This is a genomic window from Pseudomonas sp. IPO3749, from assembly GCF_013386605.1.
Taxonomy (GTDB): domain Bacteria; phylum Pseudomonadota; class Gammaproteobacteria; order Pseudomonadales; family Pseudomonadaceae; genus Aquipseudomonas; species Aquipseudomonas azotoformans_A.
In genome coordinates, this window is record NZ_JACARN010000061.1 from 1 (window position 1) to 22023 (window position 22023).

21 protein-coding genes are annotated in these 22023 nt (G+C 61.4%); 14 read left to right on the forward strand and 7 right to left on the reverse strand.

Annotated elements, in window-relative coordinates:
- Positions 1-53: 53 nt before the first annotated feature.
- On the reverse strand, positions 54-1559 hold the full coding sequence (locus HX812_RS22940; protein WP_038850741.1) for an AhpA/YtjB family protein: 1506 nt from the start codon (positions 1557-1559) through the stop codon (positions 54-56).
- 133 nt (positions 1560-1692) lie between these two features.
- Between HX812_RS22940 and serB the strand changes: the two genes are divergently transcribed.
- Positions 1693-2907, forward strand: a complete 1215-nt coding sequence (gene serB, locus HX812_RS22945) for a phosphoserine phosphatase SerB (RefSeq protein WP_038850738.1) — start codon at positions 1693-1695, stop codon at positions 2905-2907.
- A 49-nt stretch (positions 2908-2956) separates the two neighbouring features.
- Here serB and asd read toward each other — a convergent pair whose 3' ends face one another.
- Genes asd through HX812_RS22960 form a run of 3 tightly spaced genes read right to left on the reverse strand, consistent with a single transcriptional unit; the run spans position 2957 to position 6241 of the window.
- Positions 2957-3817: an archaetidylserine decarboxylase gene (asd, locus tag HX812_RS22950; RefSeq protein ID WP_038850737.1), complete on the reverse strand. Its 861-nt coding sequence runs from the start codon at positions 3815-3817 to the stop codon at positions 2957-2959.
- A 15-nt stretch (positions 3818-3832) separates the two neighbouring features.
- On the reverse strand, positions 3833-4648 hold the full coding sequence (locus HX812_RS22955) for a rhodanese-like domain-containing protein (protein WP_038850736.1): 816 nt from the start codon (positions 4646-4648) through the stop codon (positions 3833-3835).
- Positions 4649-4705: 57 nt separating this feature from the next.
- Entirely contained in the window at positions 4706-6241 is a 1536-nt protein-coding gene (locus HX812_RS22960; protein ID WP_038850734.1) for an HDOD domain-containing protein, read from the reverse strand.
- Positions 6242-6407: 166 nt separating this feature from the next.
- Here HX812_RS22960 and motA point away from each other — a divergent pair, with 166 nt between their 5' ends.
- Together motA and motB are read left to right on the forward strand one after the other, a co-directional pair.
- Positions 6408-7259, forward strand: a complete 852-nt coding sequence (gene motA, locus HX812_RS22965; protein ID WP_016976894.1) for a flagellar motor stator protein MotA — start codon at positions 6408-6410, stop codon at positions 7257-7259.
- Positions 7260-7262: 3 nt separating this feature from the next.
- Positions 7263-8282, forward strand: coding sequence for a flagellar motor protein MotB (motB, locus tag HX812_RS22970; protein WP_038850733.1), 1020 nt, complete (start codon positions 7263-7265; stop codon positions 8280-8282).
- A 62-nt stretch (positions 8283-8344) separates the two neighbouring features.
- On the opposite strand, the gene HX812_RS22975 is transcribed toward motB, so the two are convergent.
- Both HX812_RS22975 and rsgA read right to left on the reverse strand, forming a co-directional pair.
- Positions 8345-8740 carry a type II toxin-antitoxin system PemK/MazF family toxin gene (locus HX812_RS22975; RefSeq protein WP_038850732.1) on the reverse strand — a complete coding sequence of 132 codons (396 nt, stop codon included), beginning with the start codon at positions 8738-8740 and terminating at the stop codon, positions 8345-8347.
- A 286-nt stretch (positions 8741-9026) separates the two neighbouring features.
- Complete coding sequence (rsgA, locus tag HX812_RS22980) at positions 9027-10058, reverse strand: small ribosomal subunit biogenesis GTPase RsgA (RefSeq protein WP_033898469.1); 1032 nt, start codon at positions 10056-10058, stop codon at positions 9027-9029.
- A gap of 108 nt (positions 10059-10166) precedes the next feature.
- Between rsgA and orn the strand changes: the two genes are divergently transcribed.
- Positions 10167-10709, forward strand: coding sequence for an oligoribonuclease (gene orn, locus HX812_RS22985; protein ID WP_003171343.1), 543 nt, complete (start codon positions 10167-10169; stop codon positions 10707-10709).
- A gap of 63 nt (positions 10710-10772) precedes the next feature.
- Entirely contained in the window at positions 10773-11387 is a 615-nt protein-coding gene (locus HX812_RS22990) for a trimeric intracellular cation channel family protein (RefSeq protein WP_028615507.1), read from the forward strand.
- On the opposite strand, the gene queG is transcribed toward HX812_RS22990, so the two are convergent.
- A complete protein-coding gene (gene queG, locus HX812_RS22995; protein ID WP_038850731.1) occupies positions 11384-12448 on the reverse strand; it encodes a tRNA epoxyqueuosine(34) reductase QueG in 1065 nt (354 codons plus the stop codon). The genes HX812_RS22990 and queG overlap by 4 nt on opposite strands.
- Positions 12449-12511: 63 nt before the next feature.
- On the opposite strand from queG, the gene HX812_RS23000 reads away from it, so the two are divergent.
- From HX812_RS23000 to hflC, 9 genes are all read left to right on the forward strand, one after another.
- A complete protein-coding gene (locus HX812_RS23000; RefSeq protein WP_038850730.1) occupies positions 12512-13372 on the forward strand; it encodes an NAD(P)H-hydrate dehydratase in 861 nt (286 codons plus the stop codon).
- Positions 13360-13830 (forward strand): tRNA (adenosine(37)-N6)-threonylcarbamoyltransferase complex ATPase subunit type 1 TsaE, encoded by a 471-nt coding sequence (tsaE, locus tag HX812_RS23005; RefSeq protein WP_016976901.1) that lies wholly within the window; start codon positions 13360-13362, stop codon positions 13828-13830. The genes HX812_RS23000 and tsaE overlap by 13 nt, the downstream gene beginning before the upstream one ends.
- Before the next feature lie 15 nt (positions 13831-13845).
- Positions 13846-15267 (forward strand): N-acetylmuramoyl-L-alanine amidase, encoded by a 1422-nt coding sequence (locus HX812_RS23010; protein ID WP_033898464.1) that lies wholly within the window; start codon positions 13846-13848, stop codon positions 15265-15267.
- Positions 15267-17183, forward strand: a complete 1917-nt coding sequence (mutL, locus tag HX812_RS23015) for a DNA mismatch repair endonuclease MutL (protein WP_016976902.1) — start codon at positions 15267-15269, stop codon at positions 17181-17183. The genes HX812_RS23010 and mutL overlap by 1 nt, the downstream gene beginning before the upstream one ends.
- Entirely contained in the window at positions 17183-18154 is a 972-nt protein-coding gene (miaA, locus tag HX812_RS23020; RefSeq protein WP_038850729.1) for a tRNA (adenosine(37)-N6)-dimethylallyltransferase MiaA, read from the forward strand. The genes mutL and miaA overlap by 1 nt, the downstream gene beginning before the upstream one ends.
- A 94-nt stretch (positions 18155-18248) precedes the next feature.
- Positions 18249-18509: an RNA chaperone Hfq gene (hfq, locus tag HX812_RS23025; protein ID WP_016976904.1), complete on the forward strand. Its 261-nt coding sequence runs from the start codon at positions 18249-18251 to the stop codon at positions 18507-18509.
- 12 nt (positions 18510-18521) lie between these two features.
- Positions 18522-19823 (forward strand): ribosome rescue GTPase HflX, encoded by a 1302-nt coding sequence (gene hflX / locus HX812_RS23030; RefSeq protein ID WP_016976905.1) that lies wholly within the window; start codon positions 18522-18524, stop codon positions 19821-19823.
- 96 nt (positions 19824-19919) lie between these two features.
- Positions 19920-21095, forward strand: a complete 1176-nt coding sequence (gene hflK / locus HX812_RS23035) for an FtsH protease activity modulator HflK (RefSeq protein ID WP_028615515.1) — start codon at positions 19920-19922, stop codon at positions 21093-21095.
- Positions 21095-21961 carry a protease modulator HflC gene (gene hflC / locus HX812_RS23040; RefSeq protein WP_010213607.1) on the forward strand — a complete coding sequence of 289 codons (867 nt, stop codon included), beginning with the start codon at positions 21095-21097 and terminating at the stop codon, positions 21959-21961. The genes hflK and hflC overlap by 1 nt, the downstream gene beginning before the upstream one ends.
- Positions 21962-22023 lie beyond the last annotated feature (62 nt).

A 22023-nucleotide genomic window follows, 5' to 3' on the forward strand; every position in this document is an offset into this window, starting at 1 on the left:
GGCAAGCCCGCTCACCACAGAAGCCCGCTCCGCTACAACAAGCCCGTTTCACCTTAACCTTTGGTGCGAGTCTCGTGCATCCGCGCCAACTGCCGCTCCAGCATCGACGGATACGGCTCCATCAACCGCTCCACGCAACTGGCACCCTCGGGGCTGGCAATCGGGCGGATCCGTGCGCGTTGGCGGATCAGCGTGTCTTCACTGATCTTGCGCTCCACCAGCAGCAGGTTGCGACTGTGTTGCGACAGCGCCAGGGCGTCCTGGGCGCTTTCGGTGAGCAGCAGGTCGATCTGGGTCATGCCAAACAGGTCGTCGCTCACCGTCAGGCCCAACTGCAGTTGCAAGGTGATGCCACTGTCGGCCACTTCGATCTGCAGGGCATGGCCCAGGGCGCGCAGCAACTCGCCGCAGCAGATGGCGTTGGTCAGGTAGTCTTCGCCGCTGTCTTCGCTGTGGAACAGCATCAAGGTGCTGCCATCGTTCAGGGTGTGCAGTTCGCTCTGGTACAGCGACGCGGCTTGGTCGAGGCAGTCACGGTAGCGCTCCAGCAGCTCGGTCAGGCGTGTGCGGGGCAGGCGACGCAGTTGGTCCTGAGCGCCCAGTTGCACGGCCAATACGGCGCTGAACTGCGGTTCGGTATTCTTCACCGGGGCCAGTTTCGGTGCGACGGCCGGCGCGCTGGCCGAGGTGTCGCGCAGGTCGGCGAAGGGGTCTTCGTCGTCCAACTCATCTTCTTCGGCTTTGAACGCCTGGCGGGTGGCAGGCTTCAGGCCCGCTACCGGCGCGTCCTGCACTTCAAACTCAGGCTCGTCGTCGTAATCGGTTTCATCGAACTCAGGCTCGGGCTCTACTTCGCGCACCACCGGTTCCGGGGCGAAACTGGCGTGCAACTGGCGGGCGAGGTCGCCGATTTCATCCTGGCGGTCAGTGGCCGGGGTGTGTTCGTCGATATCGCGCAGCCAGATGCGCAACTGCATCAGCGGCGTGGAGATGTGCCGGCCCAGGCGCAGGCTCAAGGCCAGCGCCAACGCCAGCAGGATCGCGCTCAAGATGCCCATGCTTTGCAGGCTGATGGTCATCGGCTGCTGGAATTGCTGCATGTCCAGGCTGATACGCAGTTGACCGGCCTTCACATCCTGAAACGTAATGTTGCTCTGGTACAAGCCTTCGGCTTCACCCAGCAGGCCGTTTTTCGGGCGCTGCCCGGCTTCGGCCATGATCCGGTTGTCCACGCTGTAGATGGCGGCGTGGGCCACCAGCGGGTTCTTGGTCAGGTTGTTGAGCAGCACGTTGAGGCTGAGGATGTCGTTGGACACCAGCAGCTCAGTCGCCGAGGTGGCGGTCTGGGTGGTCAAGCTCTCGCCCAGGGCGTCGGCTTGCTCGTGCATGGCCTGTTTGAACTGCAAACCCATCACGCAGGCGTAGATCACCAGGGCCAGGGCGACCAGGATCACGTTATGGCTGGCGATGCGTAATGCAATCGGTACACGGCGGTGGCGCAGTGCCCGGAAGATCAGCAGGAAGAAATTATCGGTTTTTACTGGCGTGGGCCGGTTCACTTGCGCTCGGCTCTTGGTCCGTGAAGTTGACGCGCAGTATAGCGACAGCCCTAGAACCGGCAAAGCGCTGGCTGTGCCCGATGGTCACTGAAAGTGGGTAGAATGCGGTTTTTTTCCAGCCTGGGGGTGCGCCTTGCGCGAAATTGTCCTGATTAACATCACGGGGGAAGACCGCCCAGGTCTGACCGCAGCCATTACCGGCGTTCTGGCCCAGGGTGGTGTGAACATTCTCGACATCGGCCAGGCGGTGATCCACGACACCTTGTCGTTCGGCATCCTGGTCGAGATTCCGAGCACTGAACAGGCGTCTTCGGTACTCAAGGACATCCTGTTTACGGCGTACAAGCTGGATCAACAGGTGCGCTTCACCCCGGTGTCCGAAGAGGACTACCAGCACTGGGTGGCCGGCCAGGGCAAGAAACGCCACATCGTGACGCTGCTGACCCGCAAGGTCACCGCCGAACAATTGCAACGCGTCAGCTCCATTACCGCGCAGTACGGCCTGAATATCGACCATATCGACCGTCTGTCGGGTCGTATGCCGCTGGACACCCCGGCCGACAAAGGCAAGGGCTGCATCGAGTTCTCCGTGCGCGGTGAGCCGGCCGACCCGCAAGCCCTGCGCGCCGAATTCCTCAGCGTGGCCCAGGAGCTGAATGTCGACATCGCCTTCCAGGAGGACTCGCTGTTCCGCCGCAACCGCCGTCTGGCGGTGTTCGACATGGACTCCACGCTGATCGAAGCCGAAGTCATCGACGAATTGGCCAAAGCGGCTGGCGTGGGCGAGCAGGTTTCCGAAATCACCGAGCGCGCCATGGCCGGTGAGCTGGACTTCCGCGCCAGCTTCAAGGAGCGCCTCGCGCTGCTTAAAGGCCTGGACGTGAGCGTGCTGGACTCCATCGGCGCCTCCCTGCGCCTGACCGAAGGCGCCGAAACCCTGTTCGCTGAACTCAAGCGCCTGGGCTACAAGACCGCCATCCTGTCTGGCGGCTTCACCTACTTCGCCAAGCAATTGCAGGCCAAGCTGGGCATCGACTACGTGTTCGCCAACGAGCTGGAAGTGGTGGATGGCAAGGTGACCGGCGTGGCGGTCGAGCCGATTGTCGACGCTCAGCGCAAGGCGGACCTGCTCAAGGAATTGGCGCACAAGGAAGGTTTGCGTCTGGAACAGACCATTGCGGTCGGCGACGGTGCGAATGACCTGCCGATGCTGGCAATTGCCGGGTTGGGTGTGGCGTTCCGCGCCAAGCCGTTGGTGAAGCAGTCGGCCAAGCAGGCGATTTCGACGTTGGGCTTGGATGGCGTGCTGTATCTGCTGGGCTTCCGTGATCGCGACGGTCAGCTGTAACTCGCTCTAACTGGTAAATGTGGGAGCCGGGCCAGGCTCCCACCTTCAATCAGGCTCTCGGAAGACCGATGCCTTGGCCCATCTGTACCGGGGTGCCAGCGGCCAGCTCCTCAGCCCACTTCACCTGATCCGGCCCAAACAGCACAATCGCGGTCGAACCCAGCTTGAACCGACCCAGCTCCGCACCTTTCTCCAGATGAACCGGCGCGCGTGCAGCCTCGTCGTAGCGGAAGGTTTTCAGCTCGCGCTTCGGCGGCGTTACCAGCCCGGCCCATACGGTTTCAATCGACGCCACAATCATAGCGCCCACCAACACCACAGCCATCGGGCCGCGTTCGGTGTCGAAAATGCAGGCAACGCGCTCGTTGCGCGCGAACAGCTCAGGTACGTTTTCGGCGGTAGTCTGATTGACCGAGAAGATGCGGCCAGGAATGTAGACCATTTCGCGCAGCGTGCCGGCCAGCGGCATGTGCACGCGGTGGTAGTCCTTCGGCGACAGGTAGATGGTGGCGAAATCGCCGCCCATGAACGGCGCCGCCACGGCCGAGTCGCCGCCCAGCAATTCCAGCACGCTGAAACTGTGACCCTTGGCCTGGAACACCCGCCCATGCTCGATTGGGCCCAATTGGCTGACCGCACCATCGGCGGGGCTCAACACCGCGCCTGGGGTTTGATCCAGTGGGCGCGCGCCGTCTTTCAGGGCGCGGGTGAAGAAGGCGTTGAAGTGCTCATAGGCGGTCACGTCTTCAACCAGGGCCTGGGACATGTCCACTTGATAACGCTTGGCGAACCAGCTGGTGAAGGCATTCTTGAACCAGCGTACGCGGCACTCGGCGATGCAACCGGCCACGCGCGACAGCAAGTGGTGCGGCAGCAAGTACTGGCTGAGGATAAACAACTGCTTTTTCATAACTGTCCTTAAACCTTAAATCTCGACGGGGGTGTCGGGGTGGTTGCCCCATTCGCCCCAGGAACCGGCATAACCTTTGACTCGCGGATAACCGAGCGCCTTGGCCACCAGGTAGGTGAAGCCAGAGCGGTGGTGAGTCTGGCAGTGGGTGATGATTTCTTTGTCGCGGGTCAACCCGAGGTCTTCGAGGATCTGCGGCATGTCGCGGCGGATACGCAGGTTGCGCGCCTTGTCCATGCCGGCGGTCCATTCGAAGTTCACCGCGCCGGGGATGTGCCCGCCTTTGGCGGCGAGGACCTTCTCGCCGGAATACTCCAGCGGACCGCGTGCGTCCCAGATACCCAGGTCGGCGGCACCCAGGCGGCTTTGCAGGTATTCGCGGGTGGCGGTGGGGCCATCGTGCAACGTGAGGCTGACCGGGCCGCCGACGGGGGCGGGCACGTTGGTGGAAACCGGGTGCTTTTCTTCCAGCCAGGCCAGCAGGCCGCCGTCCAGGTAGTGGTACTTCTGGTGGCCGATCACGTCGAGCATCCAGATGAATCTCCCGGCCCAGCCGCCGCCTTCGTCGTCGTAGACCACGTAGGTGGCGTCCGGGGTGTGGCCCAGTTCGCCGAACAGCTTCTCAAGATCAGCCTTGTTGGGCTGCAGGCCGGGTGCCGGCGGCTGGCCCAGTTGGGTGCGCTTGGGGTCAACGAAATGCGCGCCGGGGATATGCCCTTCGGCGTAGCGGGCGGCACTGGTGAGGTCCACCAGTATCAGGTGTTCGGTATCGAGGCGACCAAGCAGGTCGCTGGATTCGATCACCAGCGGCAAGCCAGAGAAGTCAGGCATGTGAGGTCTCCTGGGCACAAATGTTGGCGATAAAAGACGGCGATTGTAGCGCAAGCATCAGGCGCTGCGGTTGGTAAAGCAGTGCAGGGCTTTCTCGATGCATTGGGCGGTTTTACCGAAGGCCTGCACGGTGGTTTCCGAGAACGGCCCGCCGCCCTGGTCGGCCACCATCAGCATCACCACCTTGCCATTACAGCTCAGCGAGCGCAGCAACAGGTGTTCGCCGGTGAACAGGCGACGCAGGATCGGCGGTAGCAGGGCCGAGAACTGGGCGTGGTTTTCCGGGTTGAGGCGCACCTGGGCGGATTTTTCCAGCAGGCGCTGCAAGAGCGTGCTGTTGACCACATCCAGGCTCAAATTGGCCGCATCCTTTGGCAGGCCATCGACCTGGTGCACACGCAAGGTGCTCATGGCGCGGTCAGCCATCAACAGCATGACCCGCTGCATGCCACTGGCCACCAGGGCCTCCTTGGCGCAGGTGGTCAGGTGCATGGCGTTGGCAAAGCGGCTCGGTTCCACCAGCAGTTCGGTGCAGCGCTTGCGCCACACGGCCAGGGCCTCGGCGGTGGGCGGCGGCGCTGGGAGCAGGCCGCGATGAATCTTCTGCACATGCCACGGCCAGATCAGCGACAGCGCCGGGTGCCAGAGGTCAGGCATCAAGGTGGTGCGGGCGCTGGTGACGGCCTGCTGGTGGACCTGCTGCTGCACCTCGCCCAGGGGCTGTTGCAGGTACAGCGCTGTGAGGAGTTGCCAGCGTTCGGTGTGCGGGCAGGTCCAGGACTCCTGGGCCGACATCGCCAGGCCGTTGGCCAGCAGCACGGTATTGGCCGGCTGGTTCAACCAGCGGCGCAGGTTGGGTTCGGCGTCGAGCAATTGCTGGTGGCGCAGTGGGTCGTCTTCGCGGGCAATGTGCAGCGCCTTGACCAGCAGGCGTTGCTCGCTCATCAGCAGCTTGTAGCCCTGGGACACCCAGATCGGCAGGTGCCAGGCTTCGGTCAGGCCGACGCACAGGTCCAGCAGGCGCACGCCGAACAGTGCCTGTTCGACCTCGCGGGCCGATTGGCCCTTGTGGATCACCCGCAGTTCCCATTCTTCCAGGAGCTTGGGGTAGGCGACCGCCATCGGCCACAGCGGCGACAGAAACAGCAGGCTGCCCCAGTGAATGTCCTGCCACAGTCGCGCCAGGCGGCTGCCGAACAAACCGTTGGCTTGTTGCGACGCGTGCTGGCTGATCAACAGCAGTTGGCGCAACGCCACGGGGATCTCATTGGCCGGCACCGACGGCAGGCGCGCCAGCAGTTCTTCGGCGCGCTTGAGGCCCAGGCGGTTGAGCGCCACTTCGAGGTTTTCCGCCGGTTCTGCCAGGCTGCCATGGGTGTGGCTGTTGGCCTCGCGCATCACGCTGAGCACAAGCGCCGGACTGCTTTGCATCAGATCGGCAATATCTCGCAATGAACTGCGGCTGTCGCGGATGCCTTTGCACACCCGGTCGTGGCTGGCCTGGGGCACAGGCAGCAGCACATCGTCCAGGCGCTTGATCCAAGCGGCGAGAGAGTTGGGTTTTGCACTTGGGACTGTCGTTTCATTAGCCATGATAGGGGCGCGATCATCACTTGCGGTCTACACGCCCGGAGCGGGCCGAACTGGCTTTTCGCCTTAACGGGCTATAGTCTGGCGCAGTTTTGCCGATAAGTAGAACAAGAGTTTTCTGCTACACCCAATATGTCCATGAACCCGACGGCGCAAGTACTCATCCCCTATGGCTAAAATTATCGGCATCATCGTCGTCATCGCAAGCGTGCTCGGTGGCTACGTCCTGTCCCACGGTAAAATTGCTGCGTTGATCCAGCCCTTCGAAGTGCTGATCATCGGTGGTGCGGCGTTCGGCGCATTCTTGCAGGCAAACCCCGGCTACATGACCATGCACGTGGTCAAGAAATCGCTGGGCATGTTCGGTTCGCGTTTCACCCACACCTTCTATCTGGAGGTGCTGGGGCTGGTCTACGAGATCCTCAACAAGAGCCGCCGCGAAGGCATGATGGCCATCGAGGCCGACATCGAAGACGCCGCCGCCAGCCCGATTTTCGCCAAGTACCCGGCCGTGCTCAAAGACGAGCGCATGACCGCCTACATCTGCGACTACCTGCGCATCATGTCCTCCGGCAACATGGCCCCCCATGAGCTGGAAGGCCTGTTCGACATGGAGTTGTTCAGCCTTAAAGAAGAGTTGGAGCATCCTTCCCACGCCGTGACCGGCATCGCTGACGGTATGCCGGGTTTTGGTATCGTCGCGGCGGTACTCGGTATCGTGGTGACCATGGCGTCCCTGGGCGAGGGCGACCAGGCCGCTATCGGCATGCACGTGGGTGCGGCGCTGGTGGGTACGTTCTTCGGTATTCTCGCGGCCTACGGCTTCTTCGGCCCGCTGGCGACGTCCCTGGCCCATGACGCCAAGGAAGAAATCAACCTGTATGAATCGATCAAGGCCAGCCTGGTTGCCTCGGCTTCCGGCATGCCGCCGTCCCTGGCAGTGGAGTTTGGCCGCAAGGTGCTGTACCCGAAACATCGCCCAAGCTTCGCCGAGCTGGAACAAGCGGTTCGCGGTCGCTAAGCCATGGAAAACAACCAGCCGATAATCATCAAGCGCGTCAAGCGCTTCGCTGCGGGGCACCATGGCGGCGCCTGGAAAATCGCCTTCGCCGACTTTGCGACGGCGATGATGGCGTTCTTCCTTGTGCTGTGGCTGATGTCCACCGCCACGCCCGAACAGAAGATCGCCATCGCCGGCTACTTCAAAGACCCAATTGGTTTCTCGGAAAGCGGCACGCCCTTCGTGATCGACCTGGGCGGCTCGCCGCAATTGGCGCCTGAGCGCACCATCAACCCGGAGATCAAGACCGAGTCGCCCCAGGAGAAAATCCCGATCGAGCGCGACACCGTCGAGTCCATGGCTGAGCAGGTCGAGCAGGAGCGCCTTGAGCTGCTGCTGCAAGAGCTGCAGACCAAGGTCGAAGAAAACCCGCAACTGCTGAAATTCAAGGACCAGATTTCCTTCGAAATCACGCCCGAAGGCTTGCGCATCCAGATCACCGACGCGGCCAACCGGCCGATGTTCGACTCCGGCAGTGCGCGCCTGAAGCCGTACTTTGAAGACATCCTGCTGGCCATGGCCGACACCATCAAGGCGGTGCCGAACAAGATCAGCATCAGCGGCCACACCGACGCCAAGCCATACGCGGGCCAGGGCGATTTCGGCAACTGGGAACTCTCTGCCAACCGTGCCAACGCCGCGCGCCGCGCGCTGGTTGCCGGCAGTTATCCGGACCCGCAAGTGGCGCGGGTGGTGGGGTTTGCTTCGTCGCAGCTGTTTGATCATCAAGACCCGTTCAACCCGGTCAACCGCCGGATCGATATCGTGGTGCTGACCAAAAAGGCTCAGCGTGCGATTGAGGGTGATCAACCGCCGCCGCCGCAACCTACCCCAGGCGCAGGCGCGCCGGGAGAGGTGCCGGCCGATCCGAACGCGAATCCACCAGGACAGGAGCCGTTGCCGGCGCATGAACTGCGTCAGAAGCTGAACTTGTTTGATGATGGTGGGGTGAAGGATCCTACGGTGCCGGGTACCGGGTCGTAGGCCCTTTTCGACAAACTTCGTCGGTGAAAACGCCCCAACTCATTGGGGCGTTTTCGTATCCGTCAGAGCGGAAGATAGGCTTTCACACCGCTGATCACGCCTTGCATGTCGTCGGTACATAACCTCGGTACGAAGTACTCTCGCCCTTTGGAACGGGTCTTTCTGTGGAGTTTGTCGAGCCGCTCGAAGCTGACGGTGTAAATCATGTCGCACTTCACCCACAGCTCTTTGTAGCCATCCGTTAGAAGTGGATTGGTGTGAAGTAAATGATGCCAGTCGTGCTGTATCTCGGGAGCGGTAGAAGAGATCGGCACTACCGTGCAGAGCTTGCGGTTGTGGGTAGCCGTCGGGGATATCACTACGACTTTGCGGATCTTCAACATTTCTGGTGCAACAAAGCCTCGCGTGAAGTCGCAGAGCAGCACATCGCCTTGTTTGGGGTGATAGTAGAGAGGCAATCGTTAATTCCCCACAAAAAGCAAAGCCGCCCGAAGGCGGCTTCATTCGACACGCAGTGGAGCTTGCTTCGCCCCTTCTGCGCCGCTGGATCAACCCCGAAAAGGATCCAGACTCCTGCCAGCTTTCGCTGGTGACGGAGCAATTATGCGCATCAGAAATTCCGAATTCAAGCTGGCTCGTGTCGACTGGCCGCCCAGTTGTTCTGAATTCTTGATGCCAAACCCCGTTAAATCAATGGACTAGGCCGACCTGTGCCTTACTTTATGTGTATCAAGGCATGGCGGCTCAGTAACTGCTCTCCGGCAAGCTCGCAATAATCGACCGATAGCTATTCATCCGCTGCTGCTGCACACGCCCATCCTCCAGCGCTTTGAGCAATGCACAGCCCGGCTCGCGGTCGTGTTTGCAGTCGCGGAAGCGGCAGGTGCCGATCAGATCGTTGAATTCGATGAAGCCTGCTTCCACATCGCTGCGGCTGACGTGGCCGAGGCCGAATTCTCGGATGCCGGGGGAGTCGATCAACTCACCGCCGCCGGGGAAGTGGAACAGACGCGCGGTGGTGGTGGTGTGAGTGCCCTGGCCGGACAGTTCCGACAGCGGGCCCACGCGGGTTTCGACTTCCGGCAGCAGGCTGTTGACCAGCGAGGATTTACCCACGCCCGACTGGCCGACAAACACGCTGATGCGGCCGTCCAACTGCTGTTGCAGCTGTTCCATGCCATTGCCGTGATGCGCCGAGACTTCCAGCACCGGGTAGCCGAGCGTGCGGTACACCGCCAACAGGGCATTCAGTGCCGGGGCGTTCTGCTCGTCGATCAGGTCGAATTTGTTCAGCAGCAACAGCGGGCGGATGCCAGCATGCTCGGCAGCGACCAGGTAGCGGTCGATCAGGTTGGCATGGGGCTCGGGCAGTGGCGCGAACACGATGACGATCATGTCGACGTTGGCCGCCACCGGCTTGAGCTGGCCACGGCTGTCGGGGCGGCGCAGTTCGGTGGTGCGTGGCAGCTGGGCGACAATCACGCCGATGCCCTGGTTGCCGGCACGCCAGACCACTTGGTCGCCGGTCACCAGCGCAGGCAGGTTGGCGCGCAAGTGGCAACGGAACACTTGGCCTGCGAGTTCGCCTTCGAGCGCCTCGACTTCGACCTGCACACCAAAGTGCGCGATCACCAGGCCTGTTTGTTCAGGGCCCAGGTCGCCGCCTTCAAGCGCTTCCACGGCGGAGGATTCACGTTTGGCGGCGCGAGCGGCGCGTTCACCTTGAATCTTTTCGATGCGCCAGTTTTGGCGACGGTTGAGCTGGCGTTTGGCCATGGGTGTTCCGTGTCGATAATGCAAAGGTTGGGTAAAACGGTCGCGAGTCTAGCACGCCCCCGCCTGCTAAACTGCGCAGCTACGCCAAGGTGCCAAGAGAATCAAGCCATGCAAAACCCACAGAACCTGATTTGGATCGATCTGGAAATGACCGGTCTGAACCCCGACACCGACGTCATCATCGAGATGGCGACGATTGTCACCGACAGCAACCTCAACACCTTGGCCGAAGGTCCGGTGATCGCCATCCACCACAGCGATGCCGTCCTCGCCACCATGGACGAGTGGAACACCCGCACCCACGGCAACTCCGGCCTGACCCAGCGCGTGCGCGACAGCCGCATCAGCATGGCCGAAGCCGAAGCCGAGACTATCGCCTTCCTGGAAAAATGGGTGCCCAAGGGCAAGTCGCCGATCTGCGGCAACAGCATCTGCCAGGACCGTCGCTTCCTTTATACCCACATGAAAGGGCTGGAAAGCTACTTCCATTACCGCAACCTGGATGTGTCGACACTCAAAGAGCTGGCCGCGCGCTGGGCGCCGGAAGTCAAAGACAGCTTCCATAAAGGCAGCACGCATTTGGCGCTGGATGATATTCGCGAGTCGATTGCCGAGTTGCAGCATTACCGCAAGCATTTCATCAAAGCGTGACGCCCCCTTTTGGTGCCGTCAGCAAATGATTAGACTGCCGGCCTCAATGCAAGGATCGCCCTCATGCTGCTGATGCTCTACCTCATCGCCATCACCGCCGAAGCCATGACCGGCGCGCTGTCGGCCGGGCGACGCGGCATGGACTGGTTTGGCGTAGTGCTGATCGCCTGCGTCACAGCGTTGGGCGGTGGTTCGGTGCGTGACGTGCTGCTCGGGCATTACCCACTGACCTGGGTCAAGCACCCGGAATACCTGGTGCTGACCTCTATTGCCGCACTGGTGACGATCTTTATTGCACCGCTGATGCGCCGCCTGCGCTCGCTGTTCCTGGCACTGGACGCCGTGGGCCTGGTGGCCTTCACCCTGATCGGCTGCATGACCGCGTTGGAGATGGGCCACGGCATGCTGGTGGCGTCGGTCAGTGGTGTGATCACTGGAGTTTTCGGTGGCATCCTGCGCGACATCTTCTGCAACGACATCCCGCTGATCTTCCGTCGTGAGCTGTACGCCAGCGTGTCGTTCCTCGCCGCCTGGTTCTACATGCTCTGCCTTTATCTGGAACTGCCCAGCGAGCAGTCGATCCTGTTGACCCTGTTCAGCGGCTTTCTATTACGCCTGCTGGCGATCCGTTTTCACTGGGAAATGCCCAAGTTCGTCTACAACGACGACGTGCACTAGCGCGTAGCGTGCTGGTTCAGCGCCCATTCCACGTGTTCGCGCACCAGCTCCGACGGGTAATCCCGGCGCGCCTTCAAGGCTTCCAGCACCGGAATACTCGACGGCGCATTGCCCAGGCCCACCGCCAGGTTGCGCAGCCAGCGCTCGTAGCCGGCACGACGCAGCGGTGAGCCTTCGGTACTGCTGAGGAATTTATCCTCGTCCCACATAAACAGTTCGGCCAGCTCCGCGTTATCCAGGTTGTGGCGCGGTTTGAAATCGCTTTCGGCGGTAGAGCGGGCGAAACGATTCCACGGGCACACGATCTGACAATCATCGCAGCCGAACACACGGTTGCCGATCAGGGGACGCAGGTCCTCGGGGATCGCGTTTTTCAGCTCGATGGTCAGGTAGGAAATGCAGCGTCGCGCGTCCAGCACGTAAGGACCGACGAAGGCATTGGTGGGGCAGATGTCCAGGCAAGCCGTGCAGCGGCCGCAATGTTCGGTACTGTGGGGCGCGTCGATCGGCAGTGGCAAGTCGACAAACAGCTCGCTGAGGAAGAAATAGCTGCCGGCCTTGCGATTGAGGACCAGGGTGTTTTTACCGATCCAGCCCAGCCCGGCTTTTTCGGCGATGGCTTTTTCCAGCACCGGCGCACTGTCGACAAAGGCACGGAAACCGAATGGGCCGATCTGCGCCTGGATGCGGTCGGCCAGTTGCTGCACGCGCTTGCGGATCAGCTTGTGATAATCGCGGCCCAGGGCGTACCGCGAGATATAGGCTTTTTCCGGCTTGGCCAGCAATTGGGCCATTTGCGTGTCGCCCGGCAGGTAATCCATGCGCAGCGACACCACGCGCAAGGTGCCCGGCACCAGTTCATCGGGGTGGGAGCGTTTGCTGCCATGGGCGCCCATGTAGTCCATCTCGCCGTGATAGCCCGCGTCGAGCCAGCGTTGCAGGTGCTGCTCATGCTCGGCCAGGTCCAGGCCGCTGATGCCGACTTGTTGAAAGCCCAGCTCGCGGCCCCAGTCTTTGATCGATTGGGCGAGGGCGGGCAGATCGGACGTAATAGCAGGCATGAGACACGGGAAACCACAGGTTAGATGCGTATAATTCTGCCAGACATCGGAGCTTGAAGACGCATGCCGCAGACAAAACACGCGATAACCGACGTACAGCCCCTGTTGCACGGCCATTTGCCGCAACTGGCGGCCCGCTCCCCGGACGCCCATAAAGGCCAGTTTGGCCACCTGTTGGTCATTGGCGGTGACCACGGCTTTGGCGGCGCCGCCTTGCTGAGCGCCGAAAGTGCCTTGCGCAGTGGCGCGGGCATGGTGTCCCTGGCGACGCGCCCAGAACACGTGCCAGCCGCTTTGGCCCGCTTGCCGGAAGTCATGACCGTCGGCGTCAGCTCGGCCAACCAACTGATGGGCTTGTTGGAAAAGATCTCGGTCATTGTGATCGGGCCTGGGCTGGGTGAGGCGTCCTGGGGCAAAAGCCTGCTGTCCGTCGCTGCCAACGCCAGGCAGCCGCAAGTCTGGGATGCCGACGCCTTGAATCAGCTCGCCAATGGCGGCATCAGCTTGCCAGCCAACAGCGTGATCACCCCGCATCCGGGGGAGGCTGCGCGGTTGTTGGGCCTTTCGACAGCCGAGGTTCAGGCCGATCGTCTTAAGGTGGCGCGCGCGTTGACTCAGAAATTCAATGCAGTGGCTATCCTCAAGGGGGCTGGCAGTTTGATTGCCAGTCCGGACGGACGTGTTTCACGCTGTGACCAAGGCCATCCGGCGATGGCAACGGCGGGGCTCGGTGATGTCCTGGCCGGGCTGGTGGGCGCGTTGCTGGCCCAAGGCATGCCGGCTTATGAGGCAAGCTGCCTGGCAGTTTGGTTGCATGCCACGGCGGGTGATCGCCAGGGCACCTTTGGTCGCGGCTTGGCTGCCAGCGACTTGATACCCGCCATTCGTCAATTGCTGGAGGAGCAATCGCCGTGTCTGAAGTAATCCTTTTCCTGGCCGATGAAGAAGCCATGGTTGCGTTCGGGCAACGCATTGCGCAGGTGACGGCGGGTGCAGGGCTGATCTTTCTGGAAGGTGACTTGGGGGCGGGCAAGACCACGCTATCCCGAGGGATTATCCGAGGGTTGGGCCATACAGGGGCAGTAAAAAGCCCTACGTTCACCCTGGTAGAACCCTACGAGATTGGTGCAGTGCGCGCCTTCCACTTTGACCTTTATCGTCTGGTTGACCCCGAAGAGCTCGAATATATGGGGATCCGGGATTACTTCGATGAAGATGCGTTGTGCCTGATCGAGTGGCCAGATAAAGGCACAGGCTTTTTGCCAAAGCCTGACATGACCATTACCATTACGCCGCATGAGCATGGACGTCAGTTGAAGTTGTTGCCCCAGAGCGCGCGCGGCCAGTCGTGGTGCGCCGCTTTGGCATTGGAATTCAAATAATTGGTGGGGTTAGGTATGCGCTTTCGCGCGTTGGTTGCTGTCGTGGGGGTGTTGCTTGCGGCAATGACTGTCAATGCTCTGGCTGCTTCACAGGTGAAAAGTGTTCGCCTGTGGCGAGCGCCGGATAACACGCGACTGGTGTTCGACCTGTCTGGCCCGGTCCAGCACAGCGTCTTTACCCTGACGGCGCCTGATCGCCTGGTGATCGACATCAACGGCGCGACCCTGGCTGCGCCGTTGAAAGTGTCCACCGCCAATACCCCGATTACCGCCATGCGCTCGGCCCAACGCACGCCGACCGACCTGCGTGTGGTGATCGACCTGAAAAAGGTCGTGACCCCGAAAAGCTTCTCCTTGGCGCCCAACGCCCAGTACGGCAACCGACTGGTGGTCGACCTGTTCGACAATGCCGCCGATGCCAATCCGCCGCCTGCACCGCCTCCAAGCGTCGCGACTGTCCCGGCGGTGCCGGTCAACCCGTCGCAACCGCAGGTCAAGCTGCCTCCGCCGCCACCGGCTCCCGCCGGCAAGCGTGACATCATCGTGGTGATCGACGCCGGTCATGGTGGCGAAGACCCGGGCGCTTCCGGTTCGCGCGGTCAGCATGAAAAAGACGTGGTGCTGGCGATTGCCCGTGAACTGCAGCGCCAGATCAACGCGATGAAAGGCTACCGCGCTGAGCTGACCCGTACCGGCGACTACTTCATTCCGTTGCGCGGCCGTACCGAAATTGCCCGCAAGAAAGGCGCCGACCTGTTCGTGTCGATCCATGCCGACGCCGCGCCTTCTACCGCAGCCTTTGGTGCCTCGGTGTTTGCCCTGTCGGATCGCGGCGCGACGTCTGAGACCGCCCGCTGGCTGGCCGACAGTGAAAACCGTTCCGACTTGATCGGCGGGGCGGGTAACGTCTCCCTTGATGACAAAGACAAAATGCTCGCCGGCGTACTGCTCGACCTGTCGATGACCGCTTCGCTGACGTCCAGCTTGAACGTGGGCCAGAAGGTCCTGAGTAACATCGGCCGGGTCACCTCGCTGCACAAACAGCGCGTGGAACAAGCAGGATTCATGGTGTTGAAGTCGCCGGATATCCCATCGATCCTGGTGGAGACCGGGTTTATCTCCAACTCCAACGAGGCCTCGAAGCTGGCCAGCGCCAGCCACCAGCAAGCGCTGGCGCGTTCCATCAGTGCCGGTGTGCGCCAGTTCTTCCAGCAGAATCCGCCACCGGGCACCTACATCGCCTGGCTGCGTGACTCCGGGAAAATCGCCCAGGGCCCGCGCGACCATCGCGTACAGCCCGGCGACACCCTGGCCATGCTGGCTGTGCGTTTCCAGGTGTCGGCCGCTACCTTGCGCAGCGCCAACAACCTGAAGACCGATGAATTGAAAGTCGGCCAGGTGTTGACCATCCCTGGCACCGAATTGGCGGCGCAGTAATGAGCGACTCGATCCTGGATAACGGCTCACGCATCGAACTGCTCAGCCCGCGCCTTGCCAACCAGATTGCGGCCGGTGAGGTGGTGGAGCGTCCGGCCTCGGTGATCAAGGAGCTGCTGGAAAACAGTATCGACTCCGGCGCCAAGCGCATTGATGTCGACGTGGAACAGGGCGGCGTCAAGCTGCTGCGCGTGCGGGATGATGGCAGCGGCATCTCGTCCGACGACCTGCCGCTGGCCCTGGCCCGTCACGCCACCAGCAAGATTCGCGACCTGGAAGACCTTGAGCGGGTGATGAGCCTGGGCTTTCGCGGTGAGGCGCTGGCGTCCATCAGCTCCGTGGCGCGCCTGACCCTGACGTCCCGTACCCGCAGCGCCGAGCAGGCCTGGCAGGTGGAAACCGAAGGTCGCGACATGGCGCCTCGGGTCCAGCCGGCAGCCCATCCTGTCGGTACGTCGGTGGAAGTGCGCGACCTGTTCTTCAACACCCCGGCGCGGCGCAAATTCCTCAAGGCCGAGAAAACCGAATTCGATCACCTGCAGGAAGTCATCAAGCGCCTGGCCCTGGCCCGCTTCGATGTGGCATTCCACCTGCGGCATAACGGCAAGACCATTCTCAGCCTGCACGAAGCCCACGATGACGCCGCGCGTGCTCGCCGGGTGTCAGCGATTTGCGGGCCGGGTTTCCTGGAGCAGGCGCTGCCGATTGAAATCGAGCGCAATGGCCTGCGGCTGTGGGGTTGGGTCGGTTTGCCGACCTTCTCCCGCAGCCAGGCGGACTTGCAGTACTTCTTTGTGAACGGCCGTGCGGTGCGCGACAAACTGGTGGCCCACGCGGTGCGCCAGGCCTATCGCGATGTGCTGTTCAACGGGCGTCACCCCACGTTTGTGTTGTTCTTCGAGGTCGACCCGTCGGTGGTGGACGTCAACGTGCACCCGACCAAGCACGAAGTGCGCTTCCGTGATGGGCGCATGGTGCATGATTTCCTGTACGGCACTCTGCACCGCACCCTGGGTGATGTGCGCCCGGATGATCAGTTGTCTGCGCCGATTGTGACGGCCGTGGTCCGTCCGAGTGGCCCGCAAGCCGGTGAGTTCGGCCCTCAGGGCGAAATGAGCCTGGCGGCCAACCTGCTGCAATCGCCGCAGTCGCAACCTGCCTATACCGCGCCGAATGCTGGCGCCGGCTCGGGTTATCAATACCAATACACGCCGCGCCCGCAATCAGCAGTACCTGTGGCTGAAGCCCAAGCGGCTTATCGCGAGTTTTTCGCGCCGTTGCCAGGTGCCGAAACGGGCGCGCCTGTGGCCTTGCCGGAAGGCGGCGGGGATATTCCGCCGCTGGGCTACGCGTTGGCGCAGCTCAAGGGTATCTACATTCTGGCGGAAAACGCCCATGGCCTGGTGTTGGTGGACATGCACGCCGCCCACGAGCGGATCATGTACGAACGCCTCAAGATCGCCATGGCCAGCGAAGGTCTCAGCGGCCAGCCGCTGCTGGTGCCGGAGTCCCTGGCGGTCAGTCAGCGTGAGGCCGATTGTGCCGAGGAACACCACGGTGTGTTCCAGAAGCTGGGCTTTGAATTGCAGCGCCTGGGCCCGGAAACCCTGGCCATCCGCCAGATTCCTGCGCTGCTCAAGCAGGCCGAGGCCAACCGTCTGGTCGCCGACGTGCTGGCGGACCTGATGGAATACGGCACCAGTGACCGTATCCAGGCGCACATCAACGAGTTGCTCGGCACCATGGCCTGCCACGGCGCCATCCGCGCCAATCGCCGCCTGGCCCTGCCGGAAATGAACGGCCTGCTACGCGACATGGAAAACACCGAGCGCAGCGGGCAATGCAACCATGGCCGACCGACCTGGACCCAGATGGGCCTGGACGATCTGGACAAACTGTTCTTGCGCGGCCGTTGATGAGTGCCTTGCCCCCCGCGATCTTCCTGATGGGCCCCACGGCCGCCGGCAAGACCGACCTGGCCATCGAGCTGACCAAGGTGCTGCCGTGCGAGCTGATCAGTGTCGACTCTGCCCTGGTTTACCGGGAGATGGATATCGGCACGGCCAAGCCTTCCAAGGAGCTGTTGGCCCAATATCCGCATAAGCTGATTGACATCATCGACCCGTCAGAGAGCTATTCGGCGGCGGATTTTCGCACCGACGCCCTAGCGGCCATGGCCGACATTACTGCGCGGGGCAATATTCCGCTGCTGGTGGGCGGTACGATGCTCTATTACAAGGCTTTGCAGGAAGGCCTGGCGGATATGCCGCCGGCCGACGCCCAGGTGCGCGCCGAACTCGAAGAAGAGGCTGCACGCCTTGGCTGGCAAGCCTTGCACGACCAGTTGGCCGCCGTGGACCCGGTGTCCGCCGCGCGCATTCACCCCAATGACCCCCAGCGCCTCACTCGCGCCCTGGAAGTCTGGCGCGTGAGCGGGCAGACCATGACTGAACATCGCCTGAAACAAAGTGCGCAAAGTGCTGACGCAGGCGCATCTGGCGCGTCACAATTGCCCTATACTGTGGCGAATCTGGCCATCGCTCCGGCAAATCGCCAGGTGCTGCATGATCGAATTGCACAAAGATTCACAATTATGTTGGAACAGGGGTTTGTGGACGAGGTCGTAGCTCTGCGTTCCAGAGGTGACCTGCATCCAGGGTTACCTTCGATACGTGCTGTAGGCTATCGCCAAGTCTGGGATCATCTGGATGGCAAGCTGACGTCAGCCGAAATGCAGGAACGCGGCATCATTGCCACGCGCCAATTGGCGAAACGCCAGTTCACCTGGTTGCGCAGCTGGAGCGATTTGCACTGGCTGGACAGCCTGGACAGCGACAATCTGTCACGCGCCTTGAAATACTTGGGATCGGTCTCCATATTGAGCTGAGTCCTTGCAATTGCCGTCTATCCTTGGGGGTGTGACGGCCATAAGCTATCTATTTTCCGATTTTTTATTATTGATCCTTAAAGGAGTGCGGCACATGTCAAAAGGGCATTCGCTACAAGACCCTTACTTGAATACTTTACGTAAAGAGAAAGTGGGGGTTTCCATCTACCTGGTCAACGGTATCAAGCTGCAAGGCACGATCGAGTCGTTCGACCAGTTCGTGATCCTGCTGAAAAATACCGTCAGCCAGATGGTCTACAAGCACGCTATCTCGACAGTCGTTCCTGTTCGTCCAATCCGTCTGCCTAGCGCCGCCGGTGATGAAGCAGCTGACGCTGAGCCAGGTAACGCCTGATAGGAGTCTCCTTTGTTCTTTGAGCGCCACGGTGGTGGTGAGCGGGTAATCCTCGTTCACTTGGATGGACAGGACCCTGAGGCGCGCGAAGATCCGCAGGAGTTTCAGGAGTTGGCAAATTCGGCCGGCGCCGAGACCGTTGCGTTTTTTAACGTGCCGCGTCATCGGCCAACCGCCAAATTCCTGATTGGCAGCGGCAAGGTCGAGGAACTGCGCGACCTGGTCCATGCCGAAGAAGCCGATCTGGTGATCTTCAATCACGTCCTCACGCCCAGTCAGGAACGTAACCTCGAACGTGTCTTCGAGTGTCGCGTGATTGACCGTACCGGTCTGATTCTCGATATTTTTGCCCAGCGCGCCCGTACCCATGAAGGCAAGCTCCAGGTTGAACTGGCCCAGCTTGACCACATGAGCACCCGCCTGGTCCGCGGCTGGACTCACCTTGAACGTCAAGGTGGCGGCATCGGCATGCGCGGGCCGGGTGAAACCCAGCTCGAGACCGACCGACGCCTGTTGCGGGTTCGCCTGCGCCAGATCAAGGGTCGCCTCGAGAAAGTGCGCAGCCAGCGTGAGCAATCGCGCCGTGGGCGTACCCGTGCGGATATCCCGACCGTGTCCCTGGTGGGCTATACCAACGCCGGCAAATCCACACTCTTCAATAATGTGACGAAATCGGACGTGTACGCGGCCGACCAACTGTTCGCCACCCTCGACCCGACCCTGCGCCGTCTGGATCTGGACGACCTGGGGCCGATTGTCCTGGCCGACACCGTGGGCTTCATTCGTCACTTGCCGCACAAGCTGGTCGAGGCATTTCGGTCTACGCTCGAAGAGTCGAGCAATTCCGACCTGCTGTTGCACGTGATCGATGCGGCTGAACCGGATCGCATGTTGCAGATTGAACAGGTGATGCTGGTACTGGGCGAGATTGGCGCCCAGGACTTGCCGATCCTCGAGGTCTATAACAAACTCGATTTGCTTGAAGGCGTTGAGCCACAAATCCAGCGCGATGAGAACGGCAAGCCCCAGCGGGTCTGGCTGTCGGCGCGTGATGGCAGTGGTCTTGAGTTGCTTGAACAGGCCATTGCCGAGTTGCTCGGCGGCGATTTGTTCGTTGGCACCTTGCGCTTGCCCCAGCGTTTTGCTCGACTGCGTGCACAGTTTTTCGAGTTGGGCGCGGTACAGAAAGAAGAACACGACGAAGAAGGTGTCAGCTTGCTGGCCGTTCGATTGCCGCGCTCGGAGCTCAATCGGCTGGTCAGCCGTGAGGGCGTTGTACCGACAGAGTTCATCGAACAACACACTTTGCAATAAAAGCCTCCTAAAGCGGTTGTGCCGCAGTGGCAGGCATTCTGTAGCATTGGTCGGCGCGCCGTGGGTGCGTCTTTGCTTTATCAGATGGAGAGCGCTATGGCTTGGAATGAGCCGGGTGGCAACTCGAATAATCAGGATCCTTGGGGTGGTAAACGCCGCAATAATGGCGACCGCAAGGGGCCACCAGATCTCGACGAGGCCTTCCGAAAGCTGCAGGAAAGCCTGAATGGGTTGTTCGGTGGTGGAAAAAAACGCGGTGGTGACGACGGCGGTCGCACAAGCAAGGGCGGCGGCTATGGCCTGCTGGGCCTGGGGCTTGTCGTGCTGGCGGCCGTATGGCTGTACAGCGCTGTCTACGTGGTGGACGAGCAGGAGCAAGCCGTGGTGCTGCGCTTCGGCAAGTACTACGAGACTGTCGGCCCTGGCCTGAACATCTACTTCCCGCCGATCGACAAGAAGTACATGGAAAACGTCACGCGTGAGCGTGCCTACACCAAGCAAGGCCAGATGCTGACCGAAGACGAGAACATCGTCGAAGTGCCGCTGACCGTGCAGTACAAGATCAGCAACCTGCAGGACTTCGTGCTGAACGTTGATCAGCCGGAAATCAGCCTGCAACACGCCACCGAAAGTGCCCTTCGCCACGTCGTCGGTTCGACTGCGATGGACCAGGTGCTGACCGAAGGTCGTGAATTGATGGCCAGCGAGATCAAGGAGCGCCTGCAACGGTTCCTCGATACCTATCGCACCGGTATCACCGTTACCCAGGTGAACGTACAGAGCGCAGCTGCACCGCGTGAAGTGCAGGAAGCCTTCGATGATGTGATCCGTGCCCGTGAAGACGAGCAGCGTTCGCGTAACCAGGCTGAAACCTACGCCAACGGTGTCGTGCCGGAAGCCCGTGGTCAGGCCCAGCGCATCCTCGAGGATGCCAACGGTTACCGCGACGAAGTGGTCTCCCGCGCCAAGGGTGAGGCGGATCGCTTTACCAAGCTGGTCGCCGAGTACCGCAAGGCGCCGGAAGTTACGCGTGAGCGTCTGTACCTGGACACCATGCAGGAAGTCTTCAGCAACACCAGCAAGGTTCTCGTGACCGGCAGCAAGGGTGGGCAGAACAACCTGCTGTACCTGCCGCTGGACAAGATGATCGAAGGTGGTCGTAGCAGCACCAGCGCACCGTCCACCGGTTCCAATGCCGCTGCCAACGAAGCGAGCGCCCGTGCGGCCGCTGACTTGCTGCAACAGCAAACACGTACCAGGGAGAGTCGTTGATGAGCAATAAATCGCTGACCGCCCTGATTGTGGGCGTCGTCGTGGTCATCGCTGCCTGGAACTGCTTCTACATCGTGGCTCAGACCGAGCGTGCGGTGCTGCTGCAATTCGGTCGCGTGGTCCAGGCGGATGTCCAGCCGGGCCTGCATGTGAAAGTCCCCTACGTCAACCAGGTGCGCAAGTTCGACGCCCGCCTGATGACCCTGGATGCACCGACACAGCGCTTCCTGACCCTGGAAAAGAAAGCCGTGATGGTTGACGCCTACGCCAAGTGGCGCGTCAAGGATGCCGAGCGCTTCTACACCGCGACCTCCGGCCTCAAGCAAATTGCCGACGAGCGTTTGTCGCGCCGTCTGGAATCGGGCCTGCGTGACCAGTTTGGTAAGCGCACCCTGCACGAGGTGGTATCCGGTGAGCGTGACGCGTTGATGGCTGACATCACGCGTTCGCTGAACACGATGGCAGAGAAAGAACTGGGCATTGAAGTGGTTGATGTCCGGGTCAAGGCGATCGACCTGCCGAAGGAAGTGAACCGCAGCGTGTTCGAGCGTATGAGCACCGAGCGTGAGCGTGAAGCCCGTGAGCACCGCGCCAAGGGTAACGAGCTGGCAGAAGGTATCCGTGCGGATGCCGACCGTCAGCGCCGTGTACTGTTGGCCGAAGCTTATCGCGAGTCTGAAGAGGCTCGTGGTGATGGCGATGCTCAAGCCGCGGCGATCTACGCCAAGGCCTACGGCCAGGACCAGGAGTTCTACGCGTTCTACCGTAGCCTGCGCGCCTACCGTGAAAGCTTCGCGAACAAAACCGACGTCATGGTGCTGGACCCAAGCAGCGACTTCTTCCGCTACCTGGAAAAGTCCAAGTAACCAGCCTGTGATTCTGTAGGTTTCACTCCCGTCGGGCGGCTAAAACGCCTGGCGGGGTGATC

Bases quoted from the DNA above. Each gene is read 5' to 3' on its own strand.
- asd (WP_038850737.1), bottom strand. From the start codon at position 3,817: ATGAAAAAGCAGTTGTTTATCCTCAGCCAGTACTTGCTGCCGCACCAC.
- HX812_RS22955 (WP_038850736.1), bottom strand. From the start codon at position 4,648: ATGCCTGACTTCTCTGGCTTGCCGCTGGTGATCGAATCCAGCGACCTG.
- HX812_RS22960 (WP_038850734.1), bottom strand. From the start codon at position 6,241: ATGGCTAATGAAACGACAGTCCCAAGTGCAAAACCCAACTCTCTCGCC.
- motA (WP_016976894.1), top strand. From the start codon at position 6,408: ATGGCTAAAATTATCGGCATCATCGTCGTCATCGCAAGCGTGCTCGGT.
- motB (WP_038850733.1), top strand. From the start codon at position 7,263: ATGGAAAACAACCAGCCGATAATCATCAAGCGCGTCAAGCGCTTCGCT.
- rsgA (WP_033898469.1), bottom strand. From the start codon at position 10,058: ATGGCCAAACGCCAGCTCAACCGTCGCCAAAACTGGCGCATCGAAAAG.
- orn (WP_003171343.1), top strand. From the start codon at position 10,167: ATGCAAAACCCACAGAACCTGATTTGGATCGATCTGGAAATGACCGGT.
- HX812_RS22990 (WP_028615507.1), top strand. From the start codon at position 10,773: ATGCTGCTGATGCTCTACCTCATCGCCATCACCGCCGAAGCCATGACC.
- queG (WP_038850731.1), bottom strand. From the start codon at position 12,448: ATGCCTGCTATTACGTCCGATCTGCCCGCCCTCGCCCAATCGATCAAA.
- HX812_RS23000 (WP_038850730.1), top strand. From the start codon at position 12,512: ATGCCGCAGACAAAACACGCGATAACCGACGTACAGCCCCTGTTGCAC.
- HX812_RS23010 (WP_033898464.1), top strand. From the start codon at position 13,846: ATGCGCTTTCGCGCGTTGGTTGCTGTCGTGGGGGTGTTGCTTGCGGCA.
- mutL (WP_016976902.1), top strand. From the start codon at position 15,267: ATGAGCGACTCGATCCTGGATAACGGCTCACGCATCGAACTGCTCAGC.
- miaA (WP_038850729.1), top strand. From the start codon at position 17,183: ATGAGTGCCTTGCCCCCCGCGATCTTCCTGATGGGCCCCACGGCCGCC.
- hfq (WP_016976904.1), top strand. From the start codon at position 18,249: ATGTCAAAAGGGCATTCGCTACAAGACCCTTACTTGAATACTTTACGT.
- hflK (WP_028615515.1), top strand. From the start codon at position 19,920: ATGGCTTGGAATGAGCCGGGTGGCAACTCGAATAATCAGGATCCTTGG.
- hflC (WP_010213607.1), top strand. From the start codon at position 21,095: ATGAGCAATAAATCGCTGACCGCCCTGATTGTGGGCGTCGTCGTGGTC.